Raw genomic sequence first — 23,201 nt, 5'->3', positions numbered from 1 at the left:
CTCCCGCTCCTGTAGATCAGTTTATTTTCCTAATTTGCTGCGGTTCTCCTGCCATTTTTCCGTTTTGTATTTGAGCAGCTCACTGTATCCAACCTGCTGGGCATCCGCTTCAGCCTTATCCAGAATGGCCAGCACCTCAGCCTCATTTTTGGCATTGAGCACAGCCTGTGCTCTGGCTTTTTCGTAAATTTCGCCTACACTCTGCGAGATGATTCCTTCCTGGGAATCGCCGGCAGGTGCCAGATTTACGAATTCAGTCGTATCAAACTGTGTTTTCCAGGTAATTTCGGACTGCCACTTGGTCTCCCAGCTCTTCTGGTCTTCCGGCAGCGTAGATTCAAATTTCATTTTGGAATTGTCCACATACACTGTGTTGCCGTTCCATTGCAGATTGACCGTAGCGTTCATCAGCTCATCGCGGCCTTTGGTATCTGTTGTGAAAGCCTCAGTGAACAGCGGAGCTCCTTCTTCATCTGTTCCGTCCCAGTACTTGCCTTCAGGTCCCCACATAATAATCCGCTGGCCTTCCGGTCCGGTGAACCAGTCGAGGAAAGCAAAGACAGCTTCCGGATCCTTGGCGGCAGTGGTAATGACACTCACATTCCAGCCAAGCTGATTATAGGCACCCGGGAAAATCTTGTTCTTATCCAGGCCTGCCTTATGAATCGGCCAGACCATGATATAGCCGGCCTCCGGATCCTGCTCCTTCAGCAGCGAGTTGCCGATTGCGCCATACTCTGTCGGACTGGAGGCGGCGTATACCGCGATCTTGCCGGTAATGATCTTCTGCTCCACCTGCTCAAGATTCTGGGTGAATGCATCCTGGCTGATCAGCTTATCCCGGTACAGCTGATTCGCATACACCAGTGAGGAACGGAACGCATCGTCTTTAAATACGGAGGTCATTTCATTGCCGCTTGGAATCGCCATCATGCTGAGGGCGCTGAACACATAAGGACGGTTCTCGGCAAAGGCGGACGACAGGACATCAATCCCTTCCGCGCCTTGTCCGACCTCAAACGGAACCACGTCAGGGTACTTCTCCTTGACCAGCTTCAGGTAAGCATACAGATCGTCGGTAGTCTCCAGAGGCGGTGTGCCCAGCTCATTATAGATTTTTTTGTTGACCAGATAACCGGTATTTCCGTTCGGCTGAGTGGTGTACCAGTTCGGGAACTGATAGAGCTTGCCGTCGGAGGAACGCAGCATATCCAGTGTCTCCTCGCCTGCCCATTCCTTCAGATTCGGGTATTTGTCGAGATAATCATCAAACGGTACCAACGCTCCGGCAGCCCGCAGCTGCTCGACATCCGCTCCGCGTTCCATCCAGATGACATCGGGAAGCTCGCCGGAGACGATCATGGTGCTTAGCTTTTGCTTGGCATTGCCTCCGGAGCTGACAGGCAGGACATTCACCTTTTTATTATCCTTAATCCATTTGGAGGAGAGATCCTCACCCCAGTTAGGCATTGTATACCAGTCATAATGGCCGTAGAAGGAGAATTCCAGCGGCTGCTCACCAAGCACATATCCCCCGCCTCCGGCAGCATCCGGACTGTTATCTGCTGCTGCATTAGCGTTGTTTGCGGAATTCGAAGTATTTGAAGGACTGTTGTTGCCGCCTGTACAGCCCGTTAAACCAATCATAAGACTAAGAACAGCCGCTAAAGCGGACACCTTTGTTTTGCCTGAGATCATTGGTTAATTCCCCCTTGAGTTCCTTTATTCTTTTAGTGAACCGACCATAACGCCCTTAACGAAGTATTTTTGCAGGAAAGGATACACGCATAAAATCGGAATCGTAGCGACCATCATGGTAGCCATGGACAGGGATTTGGTTGTGACGGCGCGCATTTTGTTCATCCGTCCCTGTGCAGCCGCGTCCAGCTGGGCCATCTGTTCGGACATGATGTTAGAATTGAGGATCTGCTGCAGCTTGGTCTGAATCGGCATTAAATCAACATTGCTGAGGTAGATGCTGGGTGTGAACCAGTCATTCCAGTGGTAGACCGCGGTGAACAGCGACAAGGTCGCAATGACCGGCCCTGACAGCGGAAGCACAATGCGCAGCAGTACTCCCCAGTTGGAGCAGCCGTCGATTCTCGCGGATTCCTCCAGCCCTGCCGGTATTCCTTTGAAGAAGGTCCGGAAAATAATCATGTTCCAGACACTGATCAGTCCCGGGATGACCATAACCCAGAAGGAGTTGAACATGCCCAGCTCGCGGATCAGCAGAAAGCTCGGAATCAGTCCGCCGCTGAAATACATCGTGATGATACAGAAAACCATATAAAACTTGCGCCCCATCAGCTCTGATTTGCTCATGCCGTATGCAAAAATTGCAGTGGCGGCAATCGAGGTGAAGGTGCCGATTACAGTCCGCAATACGGAGATTACGAAGCCGTTAATCAGTCGGCTGTCCTGAAATACCACCGAATAATTCTCAAGTGAAAATTGTCTTGGCCAAAAAGTGACTCCTCCGCGCATTGTGTCTGTTCCGTTGTTAAAAGAAATAACGGCAGCGTTCCAGAAAGGATAAAAGGACAGAAAGGCTAGTATTGCTAGTAAAATGTAGATCACCGTTACGAGTACCCGGTCCCCGGCTGTCAGCTTCATCTATATCTGCCCCCTTTCATGCTTCACCATAGGCTGTTTCCGGATTTGCGTGCGGCATAGTTCGCCCCGACCAGAAGGAACACGCCGATCAGCGATTTAAACAGGCCGGCTGCCGTAGCATAGGAGTAACGGTTGTTCTGGATACCGATCCGGTATACATAGGTGTCTAAGACATCGCCCACGTCGCGCAGCACGGGATTTGCGCCGAGGAGCAGGATGTCCTCAAAGCCAGCGCTGAGCAGATTGCCGATTGCAAGAATCAGAAAGACAATAATAACCGGTAAAATGGACGGAAGTGTAATGGAAAACATCTGTCTCAGCTTGCCTGCACCGTCTATTGAAGCCGCCTCGTGCATATTCGGATCAATACCGGCAATTGCTGCGAGGTAGACGATGGAGGAAAAGCCGATTTCCTTCCACACTCCGGTTGTAACGAGGATGGTCCAGAAATATTCCGGCAGCGACAGGAAGTTAATCGGATCCTTGATCAGATTCAACTGCTGAAGCAGCATATTCACGCTTCCGTTCTCTGTGGAGAGCATGGACATTACAAAGCCGGAGACAATGACCCAGGACAGAAAATGCGGCAGATAGCTGATGGTCTGCACGGTTCTTTTGAACACTCTGCTGCGAACCTCATTCAGCATCAGTGCCAGCAGAATCGGTGCCGGAAAGCCCACCAGCAGCTTAAGCAGACTGATTACAAGCGTATTGCGCATGACTGTCCAGAATTCAGGTGCGGCAAAAAACATCTCAAAATGCTTGAGTTCCACCCAGGGACTGCCTGTAAACCCCTTGAACAGGTTGTAATCCTGAAATGCCATCAGCACACCGTACATCGGAATGTAACTGAATACAAGAATAAAGAATAAGGCCGGCAGCACCATCAGCTGAAGATCCCACTGCCGGGCAAAGCGTTTGAAGGCATTTGGCTTCCGGGTCTTCTCTTTTGTCTCAATGTGATAGGCGATCTTCTGCATTTTAACCTCCTTTTCCATATACTTCTTGTTAATCCTAATAACTAATGTTGTTATATTTACTGACTTGATCATAACCCTATTCTGTTTCAGGCACTCCGCCTAATCGCTCAAATACTGACACTATCTTACTGTCGAGCAGGGTTTTCTGAGTGCGGACGTTCCGCGGCTCAGTTCCAATATGCCGTTTAAACAGCCGGTTGAAATTGGACAGGGTGCGGAAACCGCACTCCATGGCGATATCGAGGATTTTACGGTCGGTGGTCTGTAAAAGGGTATAGGCGTTCTCCAGGCGCAACTGGATTAAATACAGCAGCGGAGACATGCCGGCTGTGCGGCGGAAGATATCACTGAAGCGTGAAGGGCTTAAATAGACCAGGGCTGCCAGCTCTTCAAGCGTCCAGGGGTAAGCAGGCTGCTCCTCCATGATGCGGGTGACCTGCCAGATTTTTTCGAGCTGGGTGGTCGTTACTGTGGATTTGCCGGGCTGCAGGGAGTCCATCCGGAAGTAGCGGTTCACATAAACAAAAAATTGCAGCAGAAGGGCATACACAACCGAGGTGTAAGACCTGCTTTCTGTTTCATGCTCCTCCTGAATCTGCAGCAGCAGCGCGCGGAGAGCGCCGATCTGCCCGTTCTCCCGGTCCAGCAGATTGCTGAAATGAAGGCCCATATCCTTGAAGGGGGCCAGCACATCCGGATCACAGCGCACCATGCCCATGAACCAAGCAGCATCAAACGTAATGACCTGCATAATCAGATTTCCGGTTTCATAAGCACAGTGCAGATCATTGGAGTTAATCAGCAGAATGTCCCCCTCCCGGAAATCATACCGCTCCCCGTTGATGATGTAATACCCGGTCCCTGATTTAATCATATTGATCTCAAGCGCATCATGGGCGTGCAGTCTTTGATAAGTTGAAGTGACTCCAACCGTATCGCCCAGGATGACGGGATATTGCCGGGAAAATACAACCTTTTCCCTGAGACTGTTCTGACCACGCGGCTGCATCTAGGTGGCCCCCCTTATATAGTGTGTGAATCTGGTGGAAACTTACTGTATCTTGCTGGAACATAGGCAAAATTAACTTATATTTATCCTAGTAGAAGCTTATTTATGTGTCAATAATACTCACATCAATATCCTGATTAATATAAAAAAAGTGCCGTTCAGGCTGACAAGCCCGGACTGCACCTTCGGTTCAGTTAAATTATTTATGCCAAAAGGCTTCGTCAGCCTTAAAGCTTTAGCTCGCGTTTTCCGTACCAGAAATAAGCGGATGCTGCCATTCCAGCGGCCAGCAGGACAGACAGGAGCAGAATAAAGGCGTTTAGCCCGTCCCCTTCCACAATCCGGTTATAGCTGAAATATTTGAAGGGTGACAGTACCTTCAGTACAGCCAGCTGGTCTGACAGATCTGTTATTTTGGATATGACAAAGGAGCCGACCAGTATACCCGCAGCAGCTGCACCCGAAGATTTCGGATTGCTTATTCCGGCTGCAAGCAAAGCGCCAAGCGTGAGAAAGAGCAGCTGTACGATGAACATGCTGATCAGGAACAGGATGATTTCACCAGAAATGTCCTTGCCCTCGTTGTACGCAGAAACCATTAGAATTGAAGAAATCAAAGTTACAAGATTAAGAACCACAATCTGAGCCAGGGCAGCAAGCAGCTTGGATGTCACAATGGCTGACCGTGAGACCGGCTTGGCAATCAGAAACTCGGCGGTCTTCTCCTTCTCCTCCTTGGCGATGATGCTGCTGCCCAGCAGAACGGCGTGTATAGCGGCAGTCAGCTCTATATACAGAAACAGCATGGCATAAAATCCGCTCATAACCGTAACATCCAGCGTGCCGATTCCCAGCAGTGCCTTTACAGAAGACGGCATCTGGTTAAAGATGTCACTGCCTGCTCCTCCCGAGGAATAGGCGGTGTATTTGCCCATACCGCTGACGACCAGCAAAAGCATACATATACTCCATATAATTAATGCTTTACGGCCCGCCGTAAGCTCTCTCCAGAACATATTCATATACTGGCCTCCTTGGCATTAAATCCATTATCCGCCTGACTACACTGCATGGATATCTTTTTTGATATACACCCGGTAGCATACGGATACCGCAGCTGCAACAATAAGCGCGCCGGCAATCAGGTACTGCAGTTCAAAGGTGTGATGTTCAATAATATAGATGCTGTCAAAATACTGAAACGGTGAGAGATAACGTGCTAATTCCCCTTCCGATCCCGCAGCAAGCAGGGCACCTGTCATGTATAGCCCGAAAACGACGCCTAGCGTAAGAGGCAGCACATTTTTTAGCCTGCTGAAAAATACGGAAGCAACCAGGCCCACCGCCAGAAAAATAAGCTGAATAAACAGCAGGGGCAGGTTGAGCATGAAGAACATAGAAAGACTGTAATTTGCAGTGGCTACGGCACTTGCTATAATCGCTGTCACTAAGAAGTATACAAGATCGGTGACCAGGATCACCGTTAAGGCTGCGAGCAGCTTGGCGCTGACAATCCTTGCCCGTGAGACAGGCTTGACGAGGAGGAAATCTGCCGTACGCTCCCGTGCTTCCTTCGAAAGGATAGAAGCTCCGAGGTGCATAGCCTGAATACCTCCGCATAATGCAATATAAGCGAACACCATTGAATAGAAGCCCAGTATGGAGGTTATATACTCCAGATTAATGCCAAGCATGGCTCTTACAGAGGCGGGATAGCCCTCCAGCAGACTGGTGAAATCGGCTGAGTCGCTCACCATGCTGGGATAAAGGGACAGAAACAGCGCGGCGAGTGCGATCATGGCACAGGCCCAGCCTCCGCCTGATTTGCGGAGGGCTTTTAGCTCATGCAGATACATATTCATGCCGCTAATCCTCCTTCACATAATAATGCATGAAGATTTCCTCCAGATCGGGTTCTTCAATGGAGATATTACGCAGCTCTGTTTCGGATAGCCGTTGCATGATGGTGTTAATGTTTCCTTTGAAAATAAAGGATGCCGCAGTTCCGTTGACCTCAAGCCTGCTCACACCGCTGATATCGAAAGCCTCCTTACTGATGGTTGAGACCCCTTCGATATTGATCCGTTTGTAATTGTTCTCCTGCAGTGTGCTCATTTTTTCCAGCTTGATGATTTCCCCTTCTTTGATGAAGGCTACCCGGCTGCACATCTTCTGGACCTCGCTGAGGATGTGTGAGGAGAAGAAGACGGTAGCACCTTTACGGTTCTCCTCCCTCAACAGATCAAAGAACTTCTGCTGCATCAGCGGGTCAAGCCCGCTTGTAGGCTCATCCAGGATGATCAGCTTCGGTTCATGAAGCAGTCCCTGCACAATTCCGACCTTCTTTTTGTTGCCGAAGGACAGATCGTCGATTTTCTTCTTGAGGTCGAGGTCCATGATCTCCGCCAGCTCCCGGATCCGTTTCGTGCAGTCCTTTTTGTAGAAGCTGGCTGAATATTTGAGCAGGTCGATTACCTTCATGTTGTCATAATAAAATACCTCTGAAGGCAGATAGCCAAGCTCCTTGCGGATTTCGGGATGCTCCGTGCAGTTCCGGCCAAAAATGGCGGCACTTCCGCTTGTCGGATAGATCAGTCCAAGCAGTGTGCGGATGGCTGTTGATTTTCCGGCACCGTTAGGTCCGATGAATCCGAAAATTTCCCCTTCCTCTACACTCAGGTTAATGTTCTTAATGCCGCGTGACTTGCCGTACTGTTTAGTCAGATGATTCATTTCAATGACACTCATAGTGGCACCCTCCCAAAGGTAGCTAATCAGAGATATTCCTCTTTATACAGATTATTTCTGAGCAGACGGATACACGCTTGAAACTCATTGTTAATTGCTTCCACGTCTAACGCAGCATGATTCGGCAGCTCATTGATATGCCCTTCCGTATACCTCTGCACCAGCTTCATGACCAGCTGCGGATCAACGCCCTCCTTGAACTTATGAAGGTCTATTCCGTCGTAGGCCAAACTGCTTCTGAAGCTTTCTCCTGCTGCCAGAACAGCTTTGATTTCCTGCTTCACCTCAGGGTCCTGTTCAAAATATATGCTGCTCAAAAAAGACAGGCTTGCCGGATGCTTCTCCATCGCTGATATTTTGATGCCAGCAGTCATGGTGATCCGGTCAAAAAAGTCAGTGATGCTGCGGTCGAATCTCTCCTGGATTTGGCTCATAATCAGATTGATGCAGTAACCGATCAGATAAACATACAATTCCTTTTTGGTGCCGAAATAATGAAATACCATCGCTTTGGAAATGCCGGCCGAAACAGCAATGTCACTGACCGATGTTTTCTTGTAGCCGTTCAGGCTGAAGGATGCCAAGGCCCCATTAATAATCTTGCTCTGCTTCTCCTCCGGCAGGCCCGTAAACTTTTCCAAATCATCACCTCCATCCTTTCGCGTAAACCGAATCGGTTTATGCCACCAGTATATTCCTGTAAACCGAATCGGTCAATATAAAAAAACACCTTCAAGAGAGAAGGTGTTTGCTCTGTGGCAAAGCCTCTTTCACTTGAAGGTGTCTTGAGATAAACTGACTCTTTATTCCTGGTTCATTGTGCTGATATCAATTACGAACCGGTAGCGGACATCAGAAGCAAGCACACGCTCCCAGGCTTCATCAATCTGGCTGGCGGAGATAACCTCAATCTCGGATGCAATGTTGTGTTCTGCACAGAAATCAAGCATTTCCTGTGTTTCTCGGATGCCGCCGATCATAGATCCGGCGAACGAGCGGCGGTGGCCGATCAATGAGAATGCGTTAACAGCCAGCGGATCTGCAGGCGCACCGACATTGACAAGTGTTCCGTCCAGCGCAAGCAGTGAAAGGAAGGCATCAATATTGATCTGTGCACTTACGGTATTAATTATCAGGTCGAACGATCCGGCCAGCTGCTTGAAGGTCTCCTGATCGCTTGTTGCGTAATAGTGATCCGCTCCCAGCTGCAGGCCGTCCTCTTTTTTCTTCAGGGATTGAGACAGTACAGTAACCTCAGCACCCATAGCGTGGGCGATCTTCACTGCCATATGGCCAAGCCCGCCAAGTCCTACTACGGCTACTTTTTTGTCTGGGCCGGCTTCCCAGTGGCGAAGCGGAGAGTAGGTGGTGATTCCGGCACACAGCAGCGGTGCTGCAGCATCCAGCGGAATGCTGTCCGGAATGCGGACTACGAAGTTTTCGGTAACGACGATATGTGTGGAGTATCCGCCTTGGGTATAGTGCCCATAACGGTCAGTAGCACCATAAGTGCCAGTATTTCCGTGCAGGCAATATTGCTCTTCCCCTTTATGGCAGCTGCTGCATTCTCCGCAGGAGTCAACCATACAGCCTACCCCTACACGGTCGCCAACTGCATATTTGGTTACCTCTGCTCCAACCTGGCTGACAATCCCGGCAATTTCATGCCCTGGTACGAGCGGATATTTCACCGGTCCCCATTCCCCGCGGGCGGTGTGGATGTCAGAGTGGCAGATACCGGCATATTTGATTTCAATTAGCACATCATGAGGCTGAAGCTCCCGGCGCTCGATCGTAGTCAGCTTGAACGGGCCCTCCGGATTAAATGTGGCGCGTGCATTAGCTTGAATCATAAGTGTGTACCTCCTGAAATGTTTGGTTGTGAGCCTTGGCTATAACCGTTTGTAAAAAGCTTCCGGCATGTCCGGCCTTTACAAAATCAATGTTATTACTTAAAGTTAACTCTAAGTCAAGAAGTAATTTGAACATAGGAGACAGATCATGAAGACCTATACCATTAACGAAGCAGCGAAGCATTTTAATCTGACCCCGCATACCTTGCGGTATTATGATAAAGAAGGTCTTATGCCCCATTTAGAGCGCACTGCCGGCGGCAAACGGATTTTTAATGATTCCGATCTTGACGGGCTAAAGGTCATTGAATGCCTGAAGGCATCCGGAATGCCGATCAAAGAAATCAAACATTTCATAGAGTGGTGCTCAGAAGGTGATGCTACACTGCAGATAAGATACGATATGTTCCTGGAACGCAAAGCATCCGTAGAAGCACAGATGGAAGAATTGAAGAAAACCATGGAAGTCATTGAGCATAAGTGCCACTATTATGAGACAGCCCTTGAGTGCGGCACAGAGGAGATCCACAAAAAGAAAAAACTACAATAATTCAATATATCCCTCTGTTCCATGTACACGGATCATCTGCCCATCTTTAATCCGCTTGGTAGCCTGATCTACACCGACAACGGCAGGCAAGCCGTATTCCCGGGCAATAACAGCTCCATGGGTCATCAGTCCGCCGACTTCGGTAACAAGGCCCTTAATGGATACAAATAAGGGTGTCCAGCTGGGGTCCGTGAACAGTGTGACCAGAATATCCCCCTCCTCGAGATCCGCCTGCTCCATATTGATGATGACACGTGCCCGGCCTTCAATGACTCCGGACGAAACCGGGAGGCCGACAAGGGAATCGGCCGGAAGATCAACGCGCCCATAGTCACCGTTAATCCGCTCGCCGTCGGAGGTAATGACCCGCGGCGGAGTAAGCTTTTCATACCGTCTGTAGTCTTCCCTTCGTTTCTCAATGATCCCGTAATCCAGCCGGCGTGTGCAGACGCCTTCGCGGAGCTCTTCAAAGGTAAGGTAGTAGATGTCTTCGGGATGCTCAATAATGCCTGCATCAACGAGCAGACCGGCTTCCCTAAGCAGGGCCTGCTTATAAATATAGTAGCGGCTGATCATACCGTATTTCGGATACTCCCGGTAACCGATGTAGCCGCGGAGCAGGCGGATGACCCGTTTCGTTTCAGCCGCTTTCTGCACGCCATCAGGAAGCTGCTCCAGGCGGCCCAGGAGCTCCCGCTCCTTATTTAGGGCTTCCTGCCGGCCCTGCTCGAATTTCTGCCTGCTGGCGCCCCGGTTGAAATGCTTGATATTATTCAGAAGCATCGGGACTAGGATTTGCGGATTTTCGCTCCAACGGGTTCTGGTCAGATCAATTTCTCCGCTGCAGCGCATTCCGTACTGCTCCAGATAGGAACGGATAGCATCGCCGGCTTCCTGTCCCCCTTCCATATTCGTTAACTCATCCAAAAAGTCATCCTGTGAGACCTGCTGCAAATACCGGATAACTTCAGGATAAGGCCGGATAACATCTGCAACATCAAGCAGCGCCAGACCCATCTCAGAAGTAATGTTGTCCGCTACCGATTGTGAAAGCACATCGGCAGCATTTTTATCACCTAACCATTCGTTCATCCGGTCATTGATCCAGGAGGAAGCATCCATAGCTGTCATAATGACAGCCGAGCTCTGCGGATCGAAGAGCAGCCTCTTCAATTCCTGCATATCCTCGATAATAAAATCAAACAGAGCTGGTCCGGATTGCGTCCGGATACGCAGCTTTAGTTCTTCAACGGATGCCTGATTACGCTTGATTAAAGCAGGTACAATTGCCGGATCGAATTCGATCCGTGCGTTGAACACTCCGGGATCGGTATTTTCATTATTTTTCAGTGAATAGGGAACTTTCGGGTTCTCTTGTGTAGGCTGGATGAAATCTCCGCGCTCTACAAGGGACATAAGGGCGTTTTTAATCAGCGGATCAGATTTTCCGAGAGCGCTGATGACTGCTGCTCCGGTGTCCGGTGATGCCAGAAGGGGCGTCACATCGACAAACAGTCTTCCGCCGGCGGTACGCATAGGTGCAGGTGTCGTCAGCAGGTAAAAGGACAAGCCGAGGGGCTTCATGGCATCCGTCATCATCTGCTGATGGCCGACGGATAAATAGACACGGTTCACCTGGTCTCCCGCTTCAGGGGCCGGAAATAACGTAGTGATTGGCCGGCTCTGGACAATATAAAAGACGTTGTCAGCCAGACACCATTCAATGTCCTGCGGGCAGCCGAAATACGCTTCGATCTGTCTTCCAAGCGAGGCAAGTTCTATAATCTGCAGTTCACTGAGTGCTGGGGTGGTCTGCTGTTCCGGGTCGAGCCCATGCGTCCGGATTCCGCCTTCCTGGCGGCCATACATAGCCAGCTGTTTAGCGGCTATTTGTTTACTGATGATTACCCCGTCCTGGACTTTATAGCTGTCGGGAGATACCAGGCCCGAGACCAGCGCTTCGCCCAGGCCAAAGCCGGCATCAATGGATACCACCTTCCGGCTGCCGGTAACCGGATCAGCAGTGAACATAATTCCAGAAGCCAGCGGAGTAACCATCCGCTGGACGATAACGGACAGAAGCACCTGAGTATGGTCAAAGCCATTTTGTATCCGGTAGATTACCGCACGGTCTGTAAAGAGCGAAGCCCAGCATTTGCTGATGTGCTCCAGAATGGATTTCGTCCCGCTAATATTCAGATAAGTGTCCTGCTGTCCGGCAAAGGAGGCATACGGCAGATCTTCAGCGGTTGCACTGGAGCGGACGGCATAGGCATGCTGCTCCCCCAGCACGGAGATATATTGAGTGACAGCTGAGGCAATGTCCTCAGGCATTTTCACGGCTTGAATGTGCCGGCGGATTTCTCCGCTGATCTCAGCGATCTGTTTCCGGTCTTCGGCTGACAGTATCTTCAACTGCTCGAGCAAATCCTGGTACGTCCCGCTGCTTGCTACAACTTGGCGGTAAACGTTTGTAGTCACACAGAAGCCATCGGGCACCAGTATCCCTTCAACCCTGGATAATCTGGCCAGATTCAATGCTTTTCCACCAACGAGACTAAGCTGTGCATCATCCATTTCCGCAAAGCCGAGAACCAAAGAAGTCATTCCATATCTCCCCTAACATTTGATTTGAGAAAAAAACATTTGACAAGAGCATTCCAGCGTGGTAAATTTAAAATATAAGATGAGATTTTTATGACTTATTGTACGATTATAAATAGAGGTAGGCTGATTATATCACCGGTCCTTTACATATGCAATAAGAAAGAACCTGGCCTTTTGGTCAGGTTCTTTTATTTTCCTTATAGAAGCTTAGAGCTTCATGTGTTTATTGAAAATAAAGGATTAGACTGCCGCCGTTGTTGTTGAAACTGTTGTTTCCCGTTAGCTCAATAAGCACCAAAGCCGTTTTGCTTGAATCAGTATCATGGCTAAACCCAGTTCTCAATAATATTATAGTTTCTCTATTAAGGTATCCCATGTAAGTTCAAGTACCCCTGTCATATTTTGTGGTTCATCTGAAATATATGTTATAACTGCATTCTTCTCTGGCAGCATTACAACATATTGACCATATAAACCATCCATACGATATGAATTAGAATATGAGTTCATCCATATTTGATAACCGTAACCTTGATGATGGTCTGCCGTAGCAAAATACGGGGTGAAATCATTGGTTTTTATTTGGACAGATGTTGCTTGTTCGATATAACTTGAAGGAATAAGTTGCTTACCCTTCCACATTCCTTTATCAAGAATCAATTGACCAAATCTCGATAATTGCTCTGCTGTTAAATATAGCCCTGAAAATCCTTGAGGAATTCCTATTGGACATGTATCCCATTTAGGTTTCGGTATATCTAAATGTCTGAATATTTTTTCATCCAAATATTCATTTAGGTTGCTCCCCGTTGTACTGCTTATGATTTTTGAAAGCATATATGTTGAAGCATTGTTATAGGTAAAGTGGGTACCTGGTTTGAATATAACCGGTTCTTGAAAAAACAATTGAGAAATATCCCATTCTTTACCGTTATTCCAATCTGCCTTCATAACTGGGCATTCTGCATGTCCAGTTCCCATACAGAGCAAATCATGAATAGTCATCTCATTTAGATATTCATTAATTGGGACATGTTGAATATCCGGAAAAAAATCTATAACGAGGTCACTAATTTTAAAGTAGCCTTCATTAATAGCAATACCGACTGCCATTGATGTAAACGTCTTACTTACTGAATACAAGAGAGTAGGCTTTTCTTCTTCAAAATCATGTTTTGCAATTATATTACCATCTTGTCTAACAATTACATTCAGCACATGAAGATTCTGGCTTTTTACGGACAACACTAAATCATTCAATAATTCATTATTCATATTGTAACCTCTTCATCATTTGATAATTAAAAGGGTTTGCCGATTTATGGTTTGAAACGTTTAATGCTCCATTTATCTTGTTCAGCTAATCAGCCCGTTAGCTTAACGATGTAGTGCCAGTCTAATGCTTTGTTTTCTCAGTCTAGAACTTAATTTTCTTTTGACATCATATTGACGACGGTTTTGCCCTTCACGGAACCTTCTCCAATATCACGGACCGCCTGGGCAGCTTCGCTTAATGGGTACTCCCGGTCTATTACCGGAAGTATCTTGCCAGCTTCAGCATACTCCTTCCAGAGCAACTGGTCGTTATGGTTCGGCTTATGGATCAGAATGGTTACTTTTTTCTTTTCAAACAGAGAAATAAACGGTGAACATAGCAGATTCAGGAGGATGTGCGGGGTCGGTCCGCCGATCATCACATAGGTGCCGTTATACTTGAGCGCACGCTTCAAGGCGATTATGGAGCGATTCCCGACAACGTCAAGGATCAGATCGTACTTCTTCCCGTTTTTGGTGAAATTCTCTTGTGTATAATCAAGCACATAATCTGCCCCGATAGCCTGCAGCATCTCCAGTTTTCCGGCGTTATCGACTCCAGTCACTTCTGCCCCGTGCAGCTTGGCATATTGGATAGCGAATGTCCCGACTCCTCCCCCTGCGCCATTAATCAGAACCTGCTGCCCCTGCTGCAAATGCCCCTTGTCACGCAGACCCTGCAAGGCCAGAACAGCAGCCTGGGGGCCTCAACAAAGCTGAGTGTTGCAGGTTTGAGTGTCAGAGCAGTCTCGGCCGCGCAGACATATTCGGCAAAACCTCCCCAGCCGCAGCCGGACAGATCACCGAACACCTCGTCTCCAGGCTTAAAGCGTGTGACGGCTGCTCCGGCTGCAATGACTGTCCCGGCAATGTCCGCCCCAAGAATCCGGTAACGGGGTGATCGGAACGCGCCAATTCTGTTTACATAAGGTTTACCGCGCAGGAGATCCCAGTCCCAGGAGTTGACTGAAGCTGCATGCACCTCGATCAACACTTCATGGTCTTTAGGTTCAGGGATCTCTACCTGTTCAATCCGGAGGACCTCTGGTGATCCATAAGTATCATAAACCATCGCCATCATTGACCCGCCGCCTCTTTTGCCTGGTGCTCCTGAATTGCTCCGTATTTCTCCCATGTTCATCTCCATTCCATAACCATCTTGTATTTGCCTTTCTCTAACTAAAACGCTGGCCGTTCCATATGGTTTCATGCTTATTCGCGACAGAATAAAAACAGCCCAATGACCGGCTGTGCCGTTCCATTAGGCTGTTTCGTGTGGTGCCCGGAAAGGGCGTTGACTGTATTATTTTTTCACAACGGGAATCCACATTTCACCATACAGCAGGCCGTTTCTCCGCCCCATCTCTACAGTCGTGTTAGGTCCGCCGACATAAGCGTAATCTGCTGCCTCGGGCAGGGCTTGACCAAACGCAATACCGGTAAGCGTATGATTCAGTTCCTCTGCCGTCTCCGCTTCCCCTTTAACGACTACATAATCCCCTGCGGGGAACTCGATTACTCTGGCTTCTTCCGGGGCTGACTGATCCGAAATAACACCGGCATAGTGCATCATTTTGTTATTCACCGCTTCGTTGACGGCAAAAATGTAGTCATTTGCGGCGATTTCTTTTAAATAATCAAGTCTTCCATCCTGGCTGACCTGCTGCCAAAAGTCCGCTTTTTCTTGATTGATGCCAGCATAGTCTGTATAGTGGCTCTTAAGCTCAGTGCCCAGACCAATAACGGTGAAGCCTTCTTTTTGTTCCAGTGTAAATTGTGCCATTGTGAAAAACTCCTCTTCTGTGGATTTGTGAATGGATTTGTCTTCTTCACTTGATATGGTTATGATAACCTTAAATCATGTCAAAAAATGATACTGTTTAGGAGCCCGATGAAAAAAGTTGAACGGATCAATATCATCATGCGTTATATTAACAACCGCGCCCACTTTACCATTTCAGAAATTATGCGAGAGTTCCAGATCTCCCGGTCTACTGCAATCAGAGATATACGGGAAATTGAGGCGCTTGGGATGCCGCTTGTGGCTGAGGTCGGAAGGGACGGGGGCTATTTTGTTATGCGTAACTCGGTCCTTCCGGTTGTCCGCTTTACTGATAGTGAAGTCAAAGCCCTATTTATAGCTTTCATGGCCACCCGGAATCAGCAGCTTCCTTACCTTAAGAGCCGCCAGTCTTTATCCGAAAAATTACTCGGGCTTATCTCCGAGAACCAGCAGGATGACCTGTTTCTTTTGAATCAGCTTCTGCTGTTTGAAGGAACCAATCCAAATAATCCGGATTTGCTTGATCTGGCTGACCTCCCCCACCCTATGTTGGAAAAGCTGATTCAGCTTCTGCTTACGGACTGCTACTTATTCATTTCTATCAATGGAGAAACTTATCCCGTTTATTTGTTGCACCTCTACCGCGAAAAAAGTGTCTGGTTAATTGAAGGCTTTGATCTGCAGGAAGAGAAGCTGCGGATTTATCCGGTCGACCAGCTTATAGATGTCATGCCCTATCCGGTAAAAAACAGCCTAAGCCGAAAAAAGATATTAGAGAAACTAAATAAGCAGAAAGAAGCAGTCAATGTCGTCCTTGAACTGGGTCCGGATGCAATTGCCCAATTCAGAAAATACCATCCTGTAAAAGCTTCGCTCTCCTATACCAATCCCTATCAGACAACAGCGATCTATGAGACTTTTATCCATGCTGATAATCCTGATGAAGTGAGCGGGATTACGAACTGGCTGCTTTTCCTGGGAGAAGATATCAAGATTAGGGAAATGCCCGCCGAAGTGTTAAAAAGCATTCAATCTAGACTGAACATATACGGCCAGTAATCTGTTTGAACACCTGCAGCTGCAAGTAGAAACGGCTACGCCGTCCTTAAAAAGTCGGCAACCGTTTCTGCGGGAAATATCAGACCTGTATAGATCTGCAAGTTTATACTTTCTGATATTTTAAAAAAGCCCGATGAAACGGTTAGACCGTATCCTCGGGCTGTGGAGCGTAAATTCAGTTCAGTAACGTCAAGCTGTCTCCCTTACTTATTTCCGTACCTTTACAGTCATCTTTACGGTCCGGGTCTCACCTGCGGCGTTGCTCAGCACCGCTTCGTATTCATAAGTGCCCGCCGCTTTGCCGGATATTGCTGTTACTGCCGACTGGGCACCAGGTGTACGGGCCTGAAGCGATTGCGTGTCAACCAGCTTTCCATTTTCGTAAAGCTTATATTCGGTAGCGTTGGTGCCCCACCACAGGTTCATCGTGACGTTAAAGCTGCCATCTCCATCCCAGTTGTCGTTAGACAATACCGCTTGACCCGGAGCTGCATCGGTAACAGTCACAGTCAGTGGCGCACTCTTCGTTGTACCCAGCGAGTTGATCAGTTCACCGGTATAAACGTAAGCTCCGTTCTGCTTGCCGATAATGTCAATCTTCACGGATTGAGCAGACGGGGATTGGTCAGGCAGTGAGACTTCTTTGACCAGCTTGCCGTCCTCGTACAATCTGAACTTAGTGCCGTTATTTCCCCACCAGAGATTCATCGTAATTGTATAGTCTCCGTCTCTCAGGCCAGTGTCATGACCGTTATTATCGGACAACACCGGGGTGCCTGGTGCACTGCTCGCCAGCGGGGTCGCCTGGCTCAGCCATGCTGACCACTTAATCAGCGCATCTGCCTGTTCAGCCGTAAAGACAGTGTTTCTGGCCGCATTAACATCATTGCTGTAAGTGTTCAGGAGCTGGCGGGCCTTTGCACCATTATGTGCTGCAGCTGCCTGTTCAGCCTGCTGCAGCTTATCCGTAAGCTGACCGGAAACCGTTGCTGCACCAGGGTCCTCCGATCCGGCTGCAAAGGTGCGGGTAAGCTCTGACAGACTTGTAAAAGTAGCAGTAACGCCAAAGCTGTAGTCCAAAGCGGTTGTTTGGCCTGCGCGGTCATAGACAAGTGCAGTTACTGTATTCAATCCCGGCTCCAGCGTATAGGCCGGAGTGTTTAATACCTCTCCGGCCGGCTGTTCGACACCGGAAACGGTATCGGCAGCGGAATAGCCAATCACAACCTGCTGGTCAATGGTGTATTCGGACTGTCCCTGAATTTCAATGACCGGAGGCGCAAGATCGACCGGCACGGAAAGGGTCTGTTCCGCCTCTTTGTTGCCGTCAACGTCAACGCTCCAGAAAGTAACGGTATGGTTGCCCTCTTCACTAAGGGTCAGCTGCGTTCCGCTGACTGCTTCGCCGTCATCAACCTTGAAGTAGGTCACTTCCACTTCCGAATCTTCATCTGTTGCTGTCAAAGTAACTTTTACAGCCGAAGTATACCAGCCGTTAAACAGATCGCCTTCCACCGCCGCTGTTGTGTGCGGCGCTTTCTGGTCTGACGGCTCCTCTTCCAGTGTGACGAGTTCAGACAGAGGGATGTTCAGCTCCTGTACCAGCTTAGCCACCATGCCGGATACCTTGATCGCACCGTTCATCTGCAGATGGGTGTTGTCTTCGGTTGTCCCTACCCACATAAAGATCGATTTGGTGCCTTCCGGACCAAGCTCCTGGAAATACTCCCAGCTTGCCTGGTTCAGATCAATCAGCAGCGTTCCGGTTTCCTGTGCGGTTTCCTTCATGGCCTGCACATATTCCGGGAAGCTCTTATTGAGGACTGCTCCGCTAAAGTCTCGGCGGTTAACCGGTGTAACCAGAACCGGAATTGCGCCTCTTTGTACTGTACCGTTAATGTAATCCTTCAGGTACACCTTGAATTGCTCCGGTGTCAGATAACGTTCCGGCCGCGAAGGTGTGGAATCGTTGTGGGACCACTGCATGAACAGGTAATCGCCTTCGTGAATGTTCAGCAGGATATTGTTCAGATAGCCGCCTACCAGGAAGGTTTTGCTGCTGAGCCCGCTGACCGCACGGTTGTCAATGCTGATCTTATCCAGATCAAAGTAGCTGCCCAGCTGTTCGCCCCATCCGGCCTGCGGACGATAGCTTTCTGCATAATTGGCCACTGTGGAATCGCTCGCCAGATAAATGACCGGCTGTGTGCCAGCGCCGTTGTCAGGCAGGCGTTCGATAGTCAATGCATTAATCTTTGGTGTGCTGCCGGAGAACTCAAAGTTAAATACACCATCAATCAGGGCGATATCATAGGAGACCTCTTTGAATTCGCCTTTGGCTACGTTCGTAATCGGAAGCTTCGGCATTTGCTCTACAACCACGCCGGTACTGGTCGATTCCTGTGCATCACCGGTGGTCAAAGTTACTCTGTAATTGGCAGGCTCCATTTCCACCAGGAAGGAGGTGCCGTTCACGCGGGTGAAGTCTTCCTTCAGGGGATCACCGGTCTGACGGTTTTCGTCCTGAACAAGGGCGGTATCGGCAAAGCCGTAGCCATTGCCTTCGATATAAGCCCGCTTGGCATTTACACCAATGAATCCTTCTGCGGCAGCGCCGGAGCCGAAATCAAAGGAGTAGCTGCTGATCACACCTGCCGGTTCCGCAGATAATGAATCCTTGGCAACCGTCAGCATGTTAAACACATGATCGACCTGAGCCTGTGTCGCCTCCGTACCGAGGATTGCTTCAACAGCCGTCAATGCTTTGTTCAGCACAGCTTTGGAAGCTTCGGTGTAAGCTGACAGATCCAGTGCTTTTACTTCATTATGCAGGGCAATTAACGCCTGCTGATCGCCGGCAACCGGCGGTAGCTTCTTGCCTTCAATCTTCACGTTATCAATCTGGGTGGTCCAGCTGAGTGTGCCGCCTCCGCCTTTTCTTGTTCCAAGGAAACGCAGGGCCCTTACATTATTGGTATAAGCGCCTGGATTCATCGGAATGTCCTCAATGGTCTGCGTGAGGCTCGGGTCCGCCTTGCTCGTCAAAGTCAGGTCCATGGTCTTTTCAGCAAAATTAATGTTGACGTCCACATTGACCCACTGGTTCTTAAGCAGATTGGTGGCAATGCCGCCATCCGGTACTGCTGTAGTGCCTGTTCCATAATCCGGTGTATAAGGGCCAACGAAGTAATGGATTTTGTTCCCCGGACTTGCAGTACCGGTCTTAGTCAGCAGTGTGAGAATAATATTCTCATTCGCGTCCAGGATGGACAGATGTCCCTCTGATGGAGAAGCGCTGACATTGCCGGAATGCCAGTCAAAGTTCACGTTGACAATATCGCCGTTCACGGCATCGAACAGCCGGAAGGTCTTGGCACGGTTACCCGAGCCTGATCCGTTAACGGACAGCACTTTGTTCCCGTTCTGGTCGACAACGGTTCCCGTCATTGTACCGGCGATTCCCGTAGAATTGGCCATCGCATACTGGACGGCCGCAGGGTCGCCATCAAAGTTCTCCTCATACACCTGGATTTCCGGTTCCGGTTCCGGTTCGGTAATGTCCGGGTCAATCACATAAGAAGAGATACCTATTTCCATTTCTTTTACCGCTCCTGCAACCAATGCGGCAATGACCTGTGCGCCGTAGCTGCTGAAATGGGTGTTATCGTTCACCCCGTTAGGGTACTTCGGATATTCGCCCGGGTTGGCATACAGGAAGACCTTTTCCGAAGCAGTGAGGCCGATTTTATCGTAATAAGCAATACTTAACTGGCTGAGGTCAATCAGCTTGACATTCAGCTCTTCCGCTACTTCTTTGGCAGCCTGCACATATTCCGGGAAGCTTACGTTAAATTCTTGTGTGATGGTGTTAAAATCTCTGCGGCCTACCGGAGTAAGCAGGACAGGCTCGGCTCCGCGCTGTCTGGCCCCATTGATGTAACGGGCCAGATAGGTTTTGTAATCCGCCGGCGACGCATACCGCTCCGGAATACCAACACTGGCATCGTTATGGCCGAAGGAAATAAAGAAATAGTCGCCCGGTTTAATCCGCTGCAGGATAGAATCCAGGCGGCCGTCCACCATAAACGATTTGCTGCTTCTGCCGCCGATCGCATCATTCTGGACTACGACGCCATTAGCGAAGTAACGGCCGAACTGCTGGCCCCAGCCTTCCTGCGGTGCCTGCTGTGTACTGTAAGATTGCATAGTGGAGTCACCGGCCATGTAGATCGTCGTGTGGTCGCCTGCTGTCTTCTCCGGGTATTTCGAAATCGTAATTTCCTGAACGTCAATGGCTGTTCCGGTGAAAATAAACTCCAGTTGACCGTCAACCAGTGCGACATCATAGGAATATTCACGGGATTCTCCGGCATTAACGCTGGTTACAGCAAGCTTTTGTACAAATTCGGATTTGACGCCTACGTTTGAGTTGCGGGCATCCTCCCCTACTTTTATCGTAACCTGATAGTTGGCATTCGGGAGATCGACTGCGAACTTTGTATTATCCGGCAGAGCCACATGGTTTGCGCCTACCGTAATTCCGCTTGCATTTTCAAAACCGTAGCCTGACTCCTGCGAATAAGGAGTGTCCTGAACAGCAGTTGTTCCCGCAGCAGGCTCCGTACCGAATGCAAAATGGTACACCTGCTCCGGCAGCTGCTGTGAGCCGGTCAGCGCCAGGTTCGCTTTCGGGAATGAGGTGGCCTCCGTTCCGAGATAGAAGCCTGTGTGAGGCGGCTGATTGTAGCTTACATTCTGCCAAGCAATACCTAAGCGGTATACAGGATCCTGCATCAGCGTTGGGATTTTGTAGGCTGTAGGAATAGTAGTCGTGTAGAGTCTGTATTCACTACTATCCTCACTGCGCAGCAGCAGCTCCTCGCGCCAGTCACCCAGAATGTCCGCCTGAAGGGCAGGATTTCCCTTCGTATGGTTATTAGTTAAAGCGCCAGTAGCCCGGAAGATTTCCTTCAGCTGCTTGTTTTCGTAATCCCATTTGTAAACAAGCGGAATACCTTTTGCTGTCGTATTATTCCATTCATGGTCGAACAGCTCGCGCTGCAGGTCCCCGTCCCACCAGATTGCAAAGTTAGCACTCTTTGGCACTTCGTTCTGTTCATAAATGACGTCTCCATTGGCAGCATAGCCCTTCGAGAGAGGGTCCATTTGACCGTCGGTAATCGTGGATGCCCAGGATTCATATCCCGGAAAATTCGGATCAATATCCGCGGACATTCCGCGTCCGGTATCTTTACCTGTGTATTGGCCCCAGAGAATTTCGCCTGTAGCGGCGTCACGCATCTCCAGTCCATACTCGGCATTTGTATGCTCATGTACGCTTACAACCTGATAACCGTCCCGGTTCGGATCAAGCTTGCCGGCATGAATCGCATCGCCGTGACCGAGTCCGGTACTGTATATTAAGGTACCGTTATCATCGATTGCCAGTGAACCATACATGATTTCATCCTTGCCGTCACCATCGGCATCAAGAACGCTGAGATTATGGTTACCCTGTCCTTCGTACTCTTTGCCGGCTTGGTTAGTATCAAATGTCCAGCGCTGTACCAGCTGGCCGCCGGTGAAATCGTAAGCGGTCAGCACAGTACGTGTATAGTAACCGCGGGCCATCACCACACTAGGTTTCACTCCGTCGAGATAGGCAATGCCTCCGAGGAAACGGTCCACACGGTTACCGTATCCGTCACCCCATGCGGCAACATCGCCTCTTGGCGGGATATAATCCACCGTGGATACAGCCGCTCCGGTCTCCCCGTTGAACAAGGTCAGATATTCCGGACCTGTCAGAATATATCCGCCGTCGTTGCGGTAATCCTTCGTACCGTCACCGATTACGGTGCCTTGACCGTCCTTGGTACCGTCTGCTGTCTTGACCACAACTTCAGCTTTGCCGTTGCCGTCCAGGTCATAGACCATCAGCTGCGTATAGTGGGCTCCGGCCCGGATGTTCACGCCAAGGTCAATCCGCCACAGCTTCGTGCCGTCAAGCTTAACAGCATCAATATAGACATTGCCGGTATAACCGGCCTGGGAATTATCCTTTGAATTACTCGGGCTCCACAAGAAAACGATTTCATATTCTCCGTCGCCATCGAGGTCCCCTACTGAAGCATCCCCTGCATAGTAAGAATAGGTTCCGCCATCCTTTGTCCGGCCGTCAGCGGGCTTATCCAGCGGGATCGGCAGGTAATTGTTATGCCATACTGACACCGTCTCCGGCTGAATTACTTCCTTACCGTCAATAACAGTAGAAATCTGATACTGGGAGCTGTCTGCTCCTGTTGTGTCCAAATAATTCGTAGAATTGCTGATAGGTGAGCTATTTACTTTATAGCCGTTTTTATATACATTGAAAGCGATTTCATCTGAATCCGTATTTAAGTATCTCCAGCTCAAATACACACCGCTGCTGGTCAGAACCGCTACCAGACCCCGGTCGAGATATTCTGCCTGCCGGGCAAGCGGACTGTCCGTTGCTGTTGCGGCATACCCCGGAGCTGGAGGAACGGCTAACGAAAGGATCATGAGAAATGACATAACGAATGCAAGCACCGATTTCCTGACGGAAACTCTTTTACCCATGTACTTAACTCCTCCTATTTGTCTAAAATCAATTTTTAGAAACCAGGGGAAATCTAAACATGAACCCGGTATACCTGTA

General features: G+C 49.2%; 17 protein-coding genes. 2 read left to right on the top strand and 15 right to left on the bottom strand.

The features are described 5' to 3' along the window. Positions 1–21: 21 nt before the first annotated feature. From BLR64_RS01850 to BLR64_RS01810, 9 genes are all read right to left on the bottom strand, one after another. Positions 22–1,698, bottom strand: coding sequence for an extracellular solute-binding protein (locus BLR64_RS01850; protein ID WP_090711660.1), 1,677 nt, complete (start codon positions 1,696–1,698; stop codon positions 22–24). A 24-nt stretch (positions 1,699–1,722) separates the two neighbouring features. Then, positions 1,723–2,616, bottom strand: coding sequence for a carbohydrate ABC transporter permease (locus BLR64_RS01845; RefSeq protein WP_090711658.1), 894 nt, complete (start codon positions 2,614–2,616; stop codon positions 1,723–1,725). 23 nt (positions 2,617–2,639) lie between these two features. Further along, positions 2,640–3,503, bottom strand: coding sequence for an ABC transporter permease (locus tag BLR64_RS01840; protein WP_415841054.1), 864 nt, complete (start codon positions 3,501–3,503; stop codon positions 2,640–2,642). A gap of 169 nt (positions 3,504–3,672) precedes the next feature. Continuing rightward, on the bottom strand, positions 3,673–4,605 hold the full coding sequence (locus tag BLR64_RS01835) for an AraC family transcriptional regulator (protein WP_090711654.1): 933 nt from the start codon (positions 4,603–4,605) through the stop codon (positions 3,673–3,675). A 227-nt stretch (positions 4,606–4,832) separates the two neighbouring features. Then, a complete protein-coding gene (locus BLR64_RS01830) occupies positions 4,833–5,627 on the bottom strand; it encodes an ABC transporter permease subunit (protein ID WP_090711652.1) in 795 nt (264 codons plus the stop codon). A 39-nt stretch (positions 5,628–5,666) separates the two neighbouring features. Beyond that, positions 5,667–6,467, bottom strand: a complete 801-nt coding sequence (locus tag BLR64_RS01825) for an ABC transporter permease subunit (RefSeq protein ID WP_090711650.1) — start codon at positions 6,465–6,467, stop codon at positions 5,667–5,669. 4 nt (positions 6,468–6,471) lie between these two features. Beyond that, entirely contained in the window at positions 6,472–7,353 is an 882-nt protein-coding gene (locus BLR64_RS01820) for an ABC transporter ATP-binding protein (protein WP_090711648.1), read from the bottom strand. A gap of 26 nt (positions 7,354–7,379) precedes the next feature. Further along, positions 7,380–7,994: a TetR/AcrR family transcriptional regulator gene (locus tag BLR64_RS01815; RefSeq protein ID WP_090711646.1), complete on the bottom strand. Its 615-nt coding sequence runs from the start codon at positions 7,992–7,994 to the stop codon at positions 7,380–7,382. Between the two features lie 162 nt (positions 7,995–8,156). Further along, a complete protein-coding gene (locus BLR64_RS01810; protein ID WP_090711644.1) occupies positions 8,157–9,206 on the bottom strand; it encodes an NAD(P)-dependent alcohol dehydrogenase in 1,050 nt (349 codons plus the stop codon). 148 nt (positions 9,207–9,354) lie between these two features. Between BLR64_RS01810 and BLR64_RS01805 the strand changes: the two genes are divergently transcribed. Beyond that, on the top strand, positions 9,355–9,756 hold the full coding sequence (locus tag BLR64_RS01805) for a MerR family transcriptional regulator (RefSeq protein WP_090711642.1): 402 nt from the start codon (positions 9,355–9,357) through the stop codon (positions 9,754–9,756). Here the strand turns inward: BLR64_RS01805 and ppsA are convergent. The 5 genes from ppsA to BLR64_RS01785 form a co-directional block, all read right to left on the bottom strand. Further along, a complete protein-coding gene (ppsA, locus tag BLR64_RS01800) occupies positions 9,748–12,363 on the bottom strand; it encodes a phosphoenolpyruvate synthase (protein WP_090711640.1) in 2,616 nt (871 codons plus the stop codon). The genes BLR64_RS01805 and ppsA overlap by 9 nt on opposite strands. A gap of 348 nt (positions 12,364–12,711) precedes the next feature. Beyond that, the gene (locus BLR64_RS01795; protein WP_090711638.1) at positions 12,712–13,638 is read right to left on the bottom strand and encodes a serine hydrolase domain-containing protein; all 927 of its coding nucleotides are present in this window, start codon (positions 13,636–13,638) and stop codon (positions 12,712–12,714) included. Positions 13,639–13,787: 149 nt separating this feature from the next. Beyond that, a complete protein-coding gene (locus tag BLR64_RS30685) occupies positions 13,788–14,360 on the bottom strand; it encodes an NAD(P)-dependent alcohol dehydrogenase (protein WP_244157582.1) in 573 nt (190 codons plus the stop codon). Beyond that, positions 14,309–14,812, bottom strand: a complete 504-nt coding sequence (locus tag BLR64_RS30680; protein ID WP_244157581.1) for an alcohol dehydrogenase catalytic domain-containing protein — start codon at positions 14,810–14,812, stop codon at positions 14,309–14,311. Before BLR64_RS30680 ends, BLR64_RS30685 begins: the two co-directional genes overlap by 52 nt. Positions 14,813–14,980: 168 nt before the next feature. Beyond that, complete coding sequence (locus BLR64_RS01785; protein WP_090711635.1) at positions 14,981–15,460, bottom strand: GyrI-like domain-containing protein; 480 nt, start codon at positions 15,458–15,460, stop codon at positions 14,981–14,983. 108 nt (positions 15,461–15,568) lie between these two features. On the opposite strand from BLR64_RS01785, the gene BLR64_RS01780 reads away from it, so the two are divergent. After that, the gene (locus BLR64_RS01780; RefSeq protein ID WP_090711633.1) at positions 15,569–16,519 is read left to right on the top strand and encodes a helix-turn-helix transcriptional regulator; all 951 of its coding nucleotides are present in this window, start codon (positions 15,569–15,571) and stop codon (positions 16,517–16,519) included. Positions 16,520–16,726: 207 nt separating this feature from the next. Here BLR64_RS01780 and BLR64_RS01775 read toward each other — a convergent pair whose 3' ends face one another. Beyond that, a complete protein-coding gene (locus BLR64_RS01775) occupies positions 16,727–23,122 on the bottom strand; it encodes a rhamnogalacturonan lyase family protein (protein WP_090711631.1) in 6,396 nt (2,131 codons plus the stop codon). Positions 23,123–23,201 lie beyond the last annotated feature (79 nt).

The organism is Paenibacillus typhae, assembly GCF_900099765.1.
Taxonomy (GTDB): Bacteria; Bacillota; Bacilli; order Paenibacillales; family Paenibacillaceae; genus Paenibacillus_AQ; species Paenibacillus_AQ typhae.
The sequence above is the reverse complement of the archived record's forward strand: the minus strand, read 5'-3'. Positions and strand labels throughout refer to the sequence as shown.

Coding starts and splice junctions, on each gene's coding strand:
- BLR64_RS01845 (WP_090711658.1), bottom strand. CDS start 2,616: ATGAAGCTGACAGCCGGGGACCGGGTACTCGTAACGGTGATCTACATT.
- BLR64_RS30680 (WP_244157581.1), bottom strand. CDS start 14,812: ATGGGAGAAATACGGAGCAATTCAGGAGCACCAGGCAAAAGAGGCGGC.
- BLR64_RS01795 (WP_090711638.1), bottom strand. CDS start 13,638: ATGAATAATGAATTATTGAATGATTTAGTGTTGTCCGTAAAAAGCCAG.
- BLR64_RS01775 (WP_090711631.1), bottom strand. CDS start 23,122: ATGGGTAAAAGAGTTTCCGTCAGGAAATCGGTGCTTGCATTCGTTATG.
- BLR64_RS01825 (WP_090711650.1), bottom strand. CDS start 6,467: ATGAATATGTATCTGCATGAGCTAAAAGCCCTCCGCAAATCAGGCGGA.
- ppsA (WP_090711640.1), bottom strand. CDS start 12,363: ATGACTTCTTTGGTTCTCGGCTTTGCGGAAATGGATGATGCACAGCTT.
- BLR64_RS01830 (WP_090711652.1), bottom strand. CDS start 5,627: ATGAATATGTTCTGGAGAGAGCTTACGGCGGGCCGTAAAGCATTAATT.
- BLR64_RS01840 (WP_415841054.1), bottom strand. CDS start 3,503: ATGGTGCTGCCGGCCTTATTCTTTATTCTTGTATTCAGTTACATTCCG.
- BLR64_RS01805 (WP_090711642.1), top strand. CDS start 9,355: ATGAAGACCTATACCATTAACGAAGCAGCGAAGCATTTTAATCTGACC.
- BLR64_RS01820 (WP_090711648.1), bottom strand. CDS start 7,353: ATGAGTGTCATTGAAATGAATCATCTGACTAAACAGTACGGCAAGTCA.
- BLR64_RS01780 (WP_090711633.1), top strand. CDS start 15,569: ATGAAAAAAGTTGAACGGATCAATATCATCATGCGTTATATTAACAAC.
- BLR64_RS01810 (WP_090711644.1), bottom strand. CDS start 9,206: ATGATTCAAGCTAATGCACGCGCCACATTTAATCCGGAGGGCCCGTTC.
- BLR64_RS01785 (WP_090711635.1), bottom strand. CDS start 15,460: ATGGCACAATTTACACTGGAACAAAAAGAAGGCTTCACCGTTATTGGT.
- BLR64_RS01850 (WP_090711660.1), bottom strand. CDS start 1,698: ATGATCTCAGGCAAAACAAAGGTGTCCGCTTTAGCGGCTGTTCTTAGT.
- BLR64_RS01835 (WP_090711654.1), bottom strand. CDS start 4,605: ATGCAGCCGCGTGGTCAGAACAGTCTCAGGGAAAAGGTTGTATTTTCC.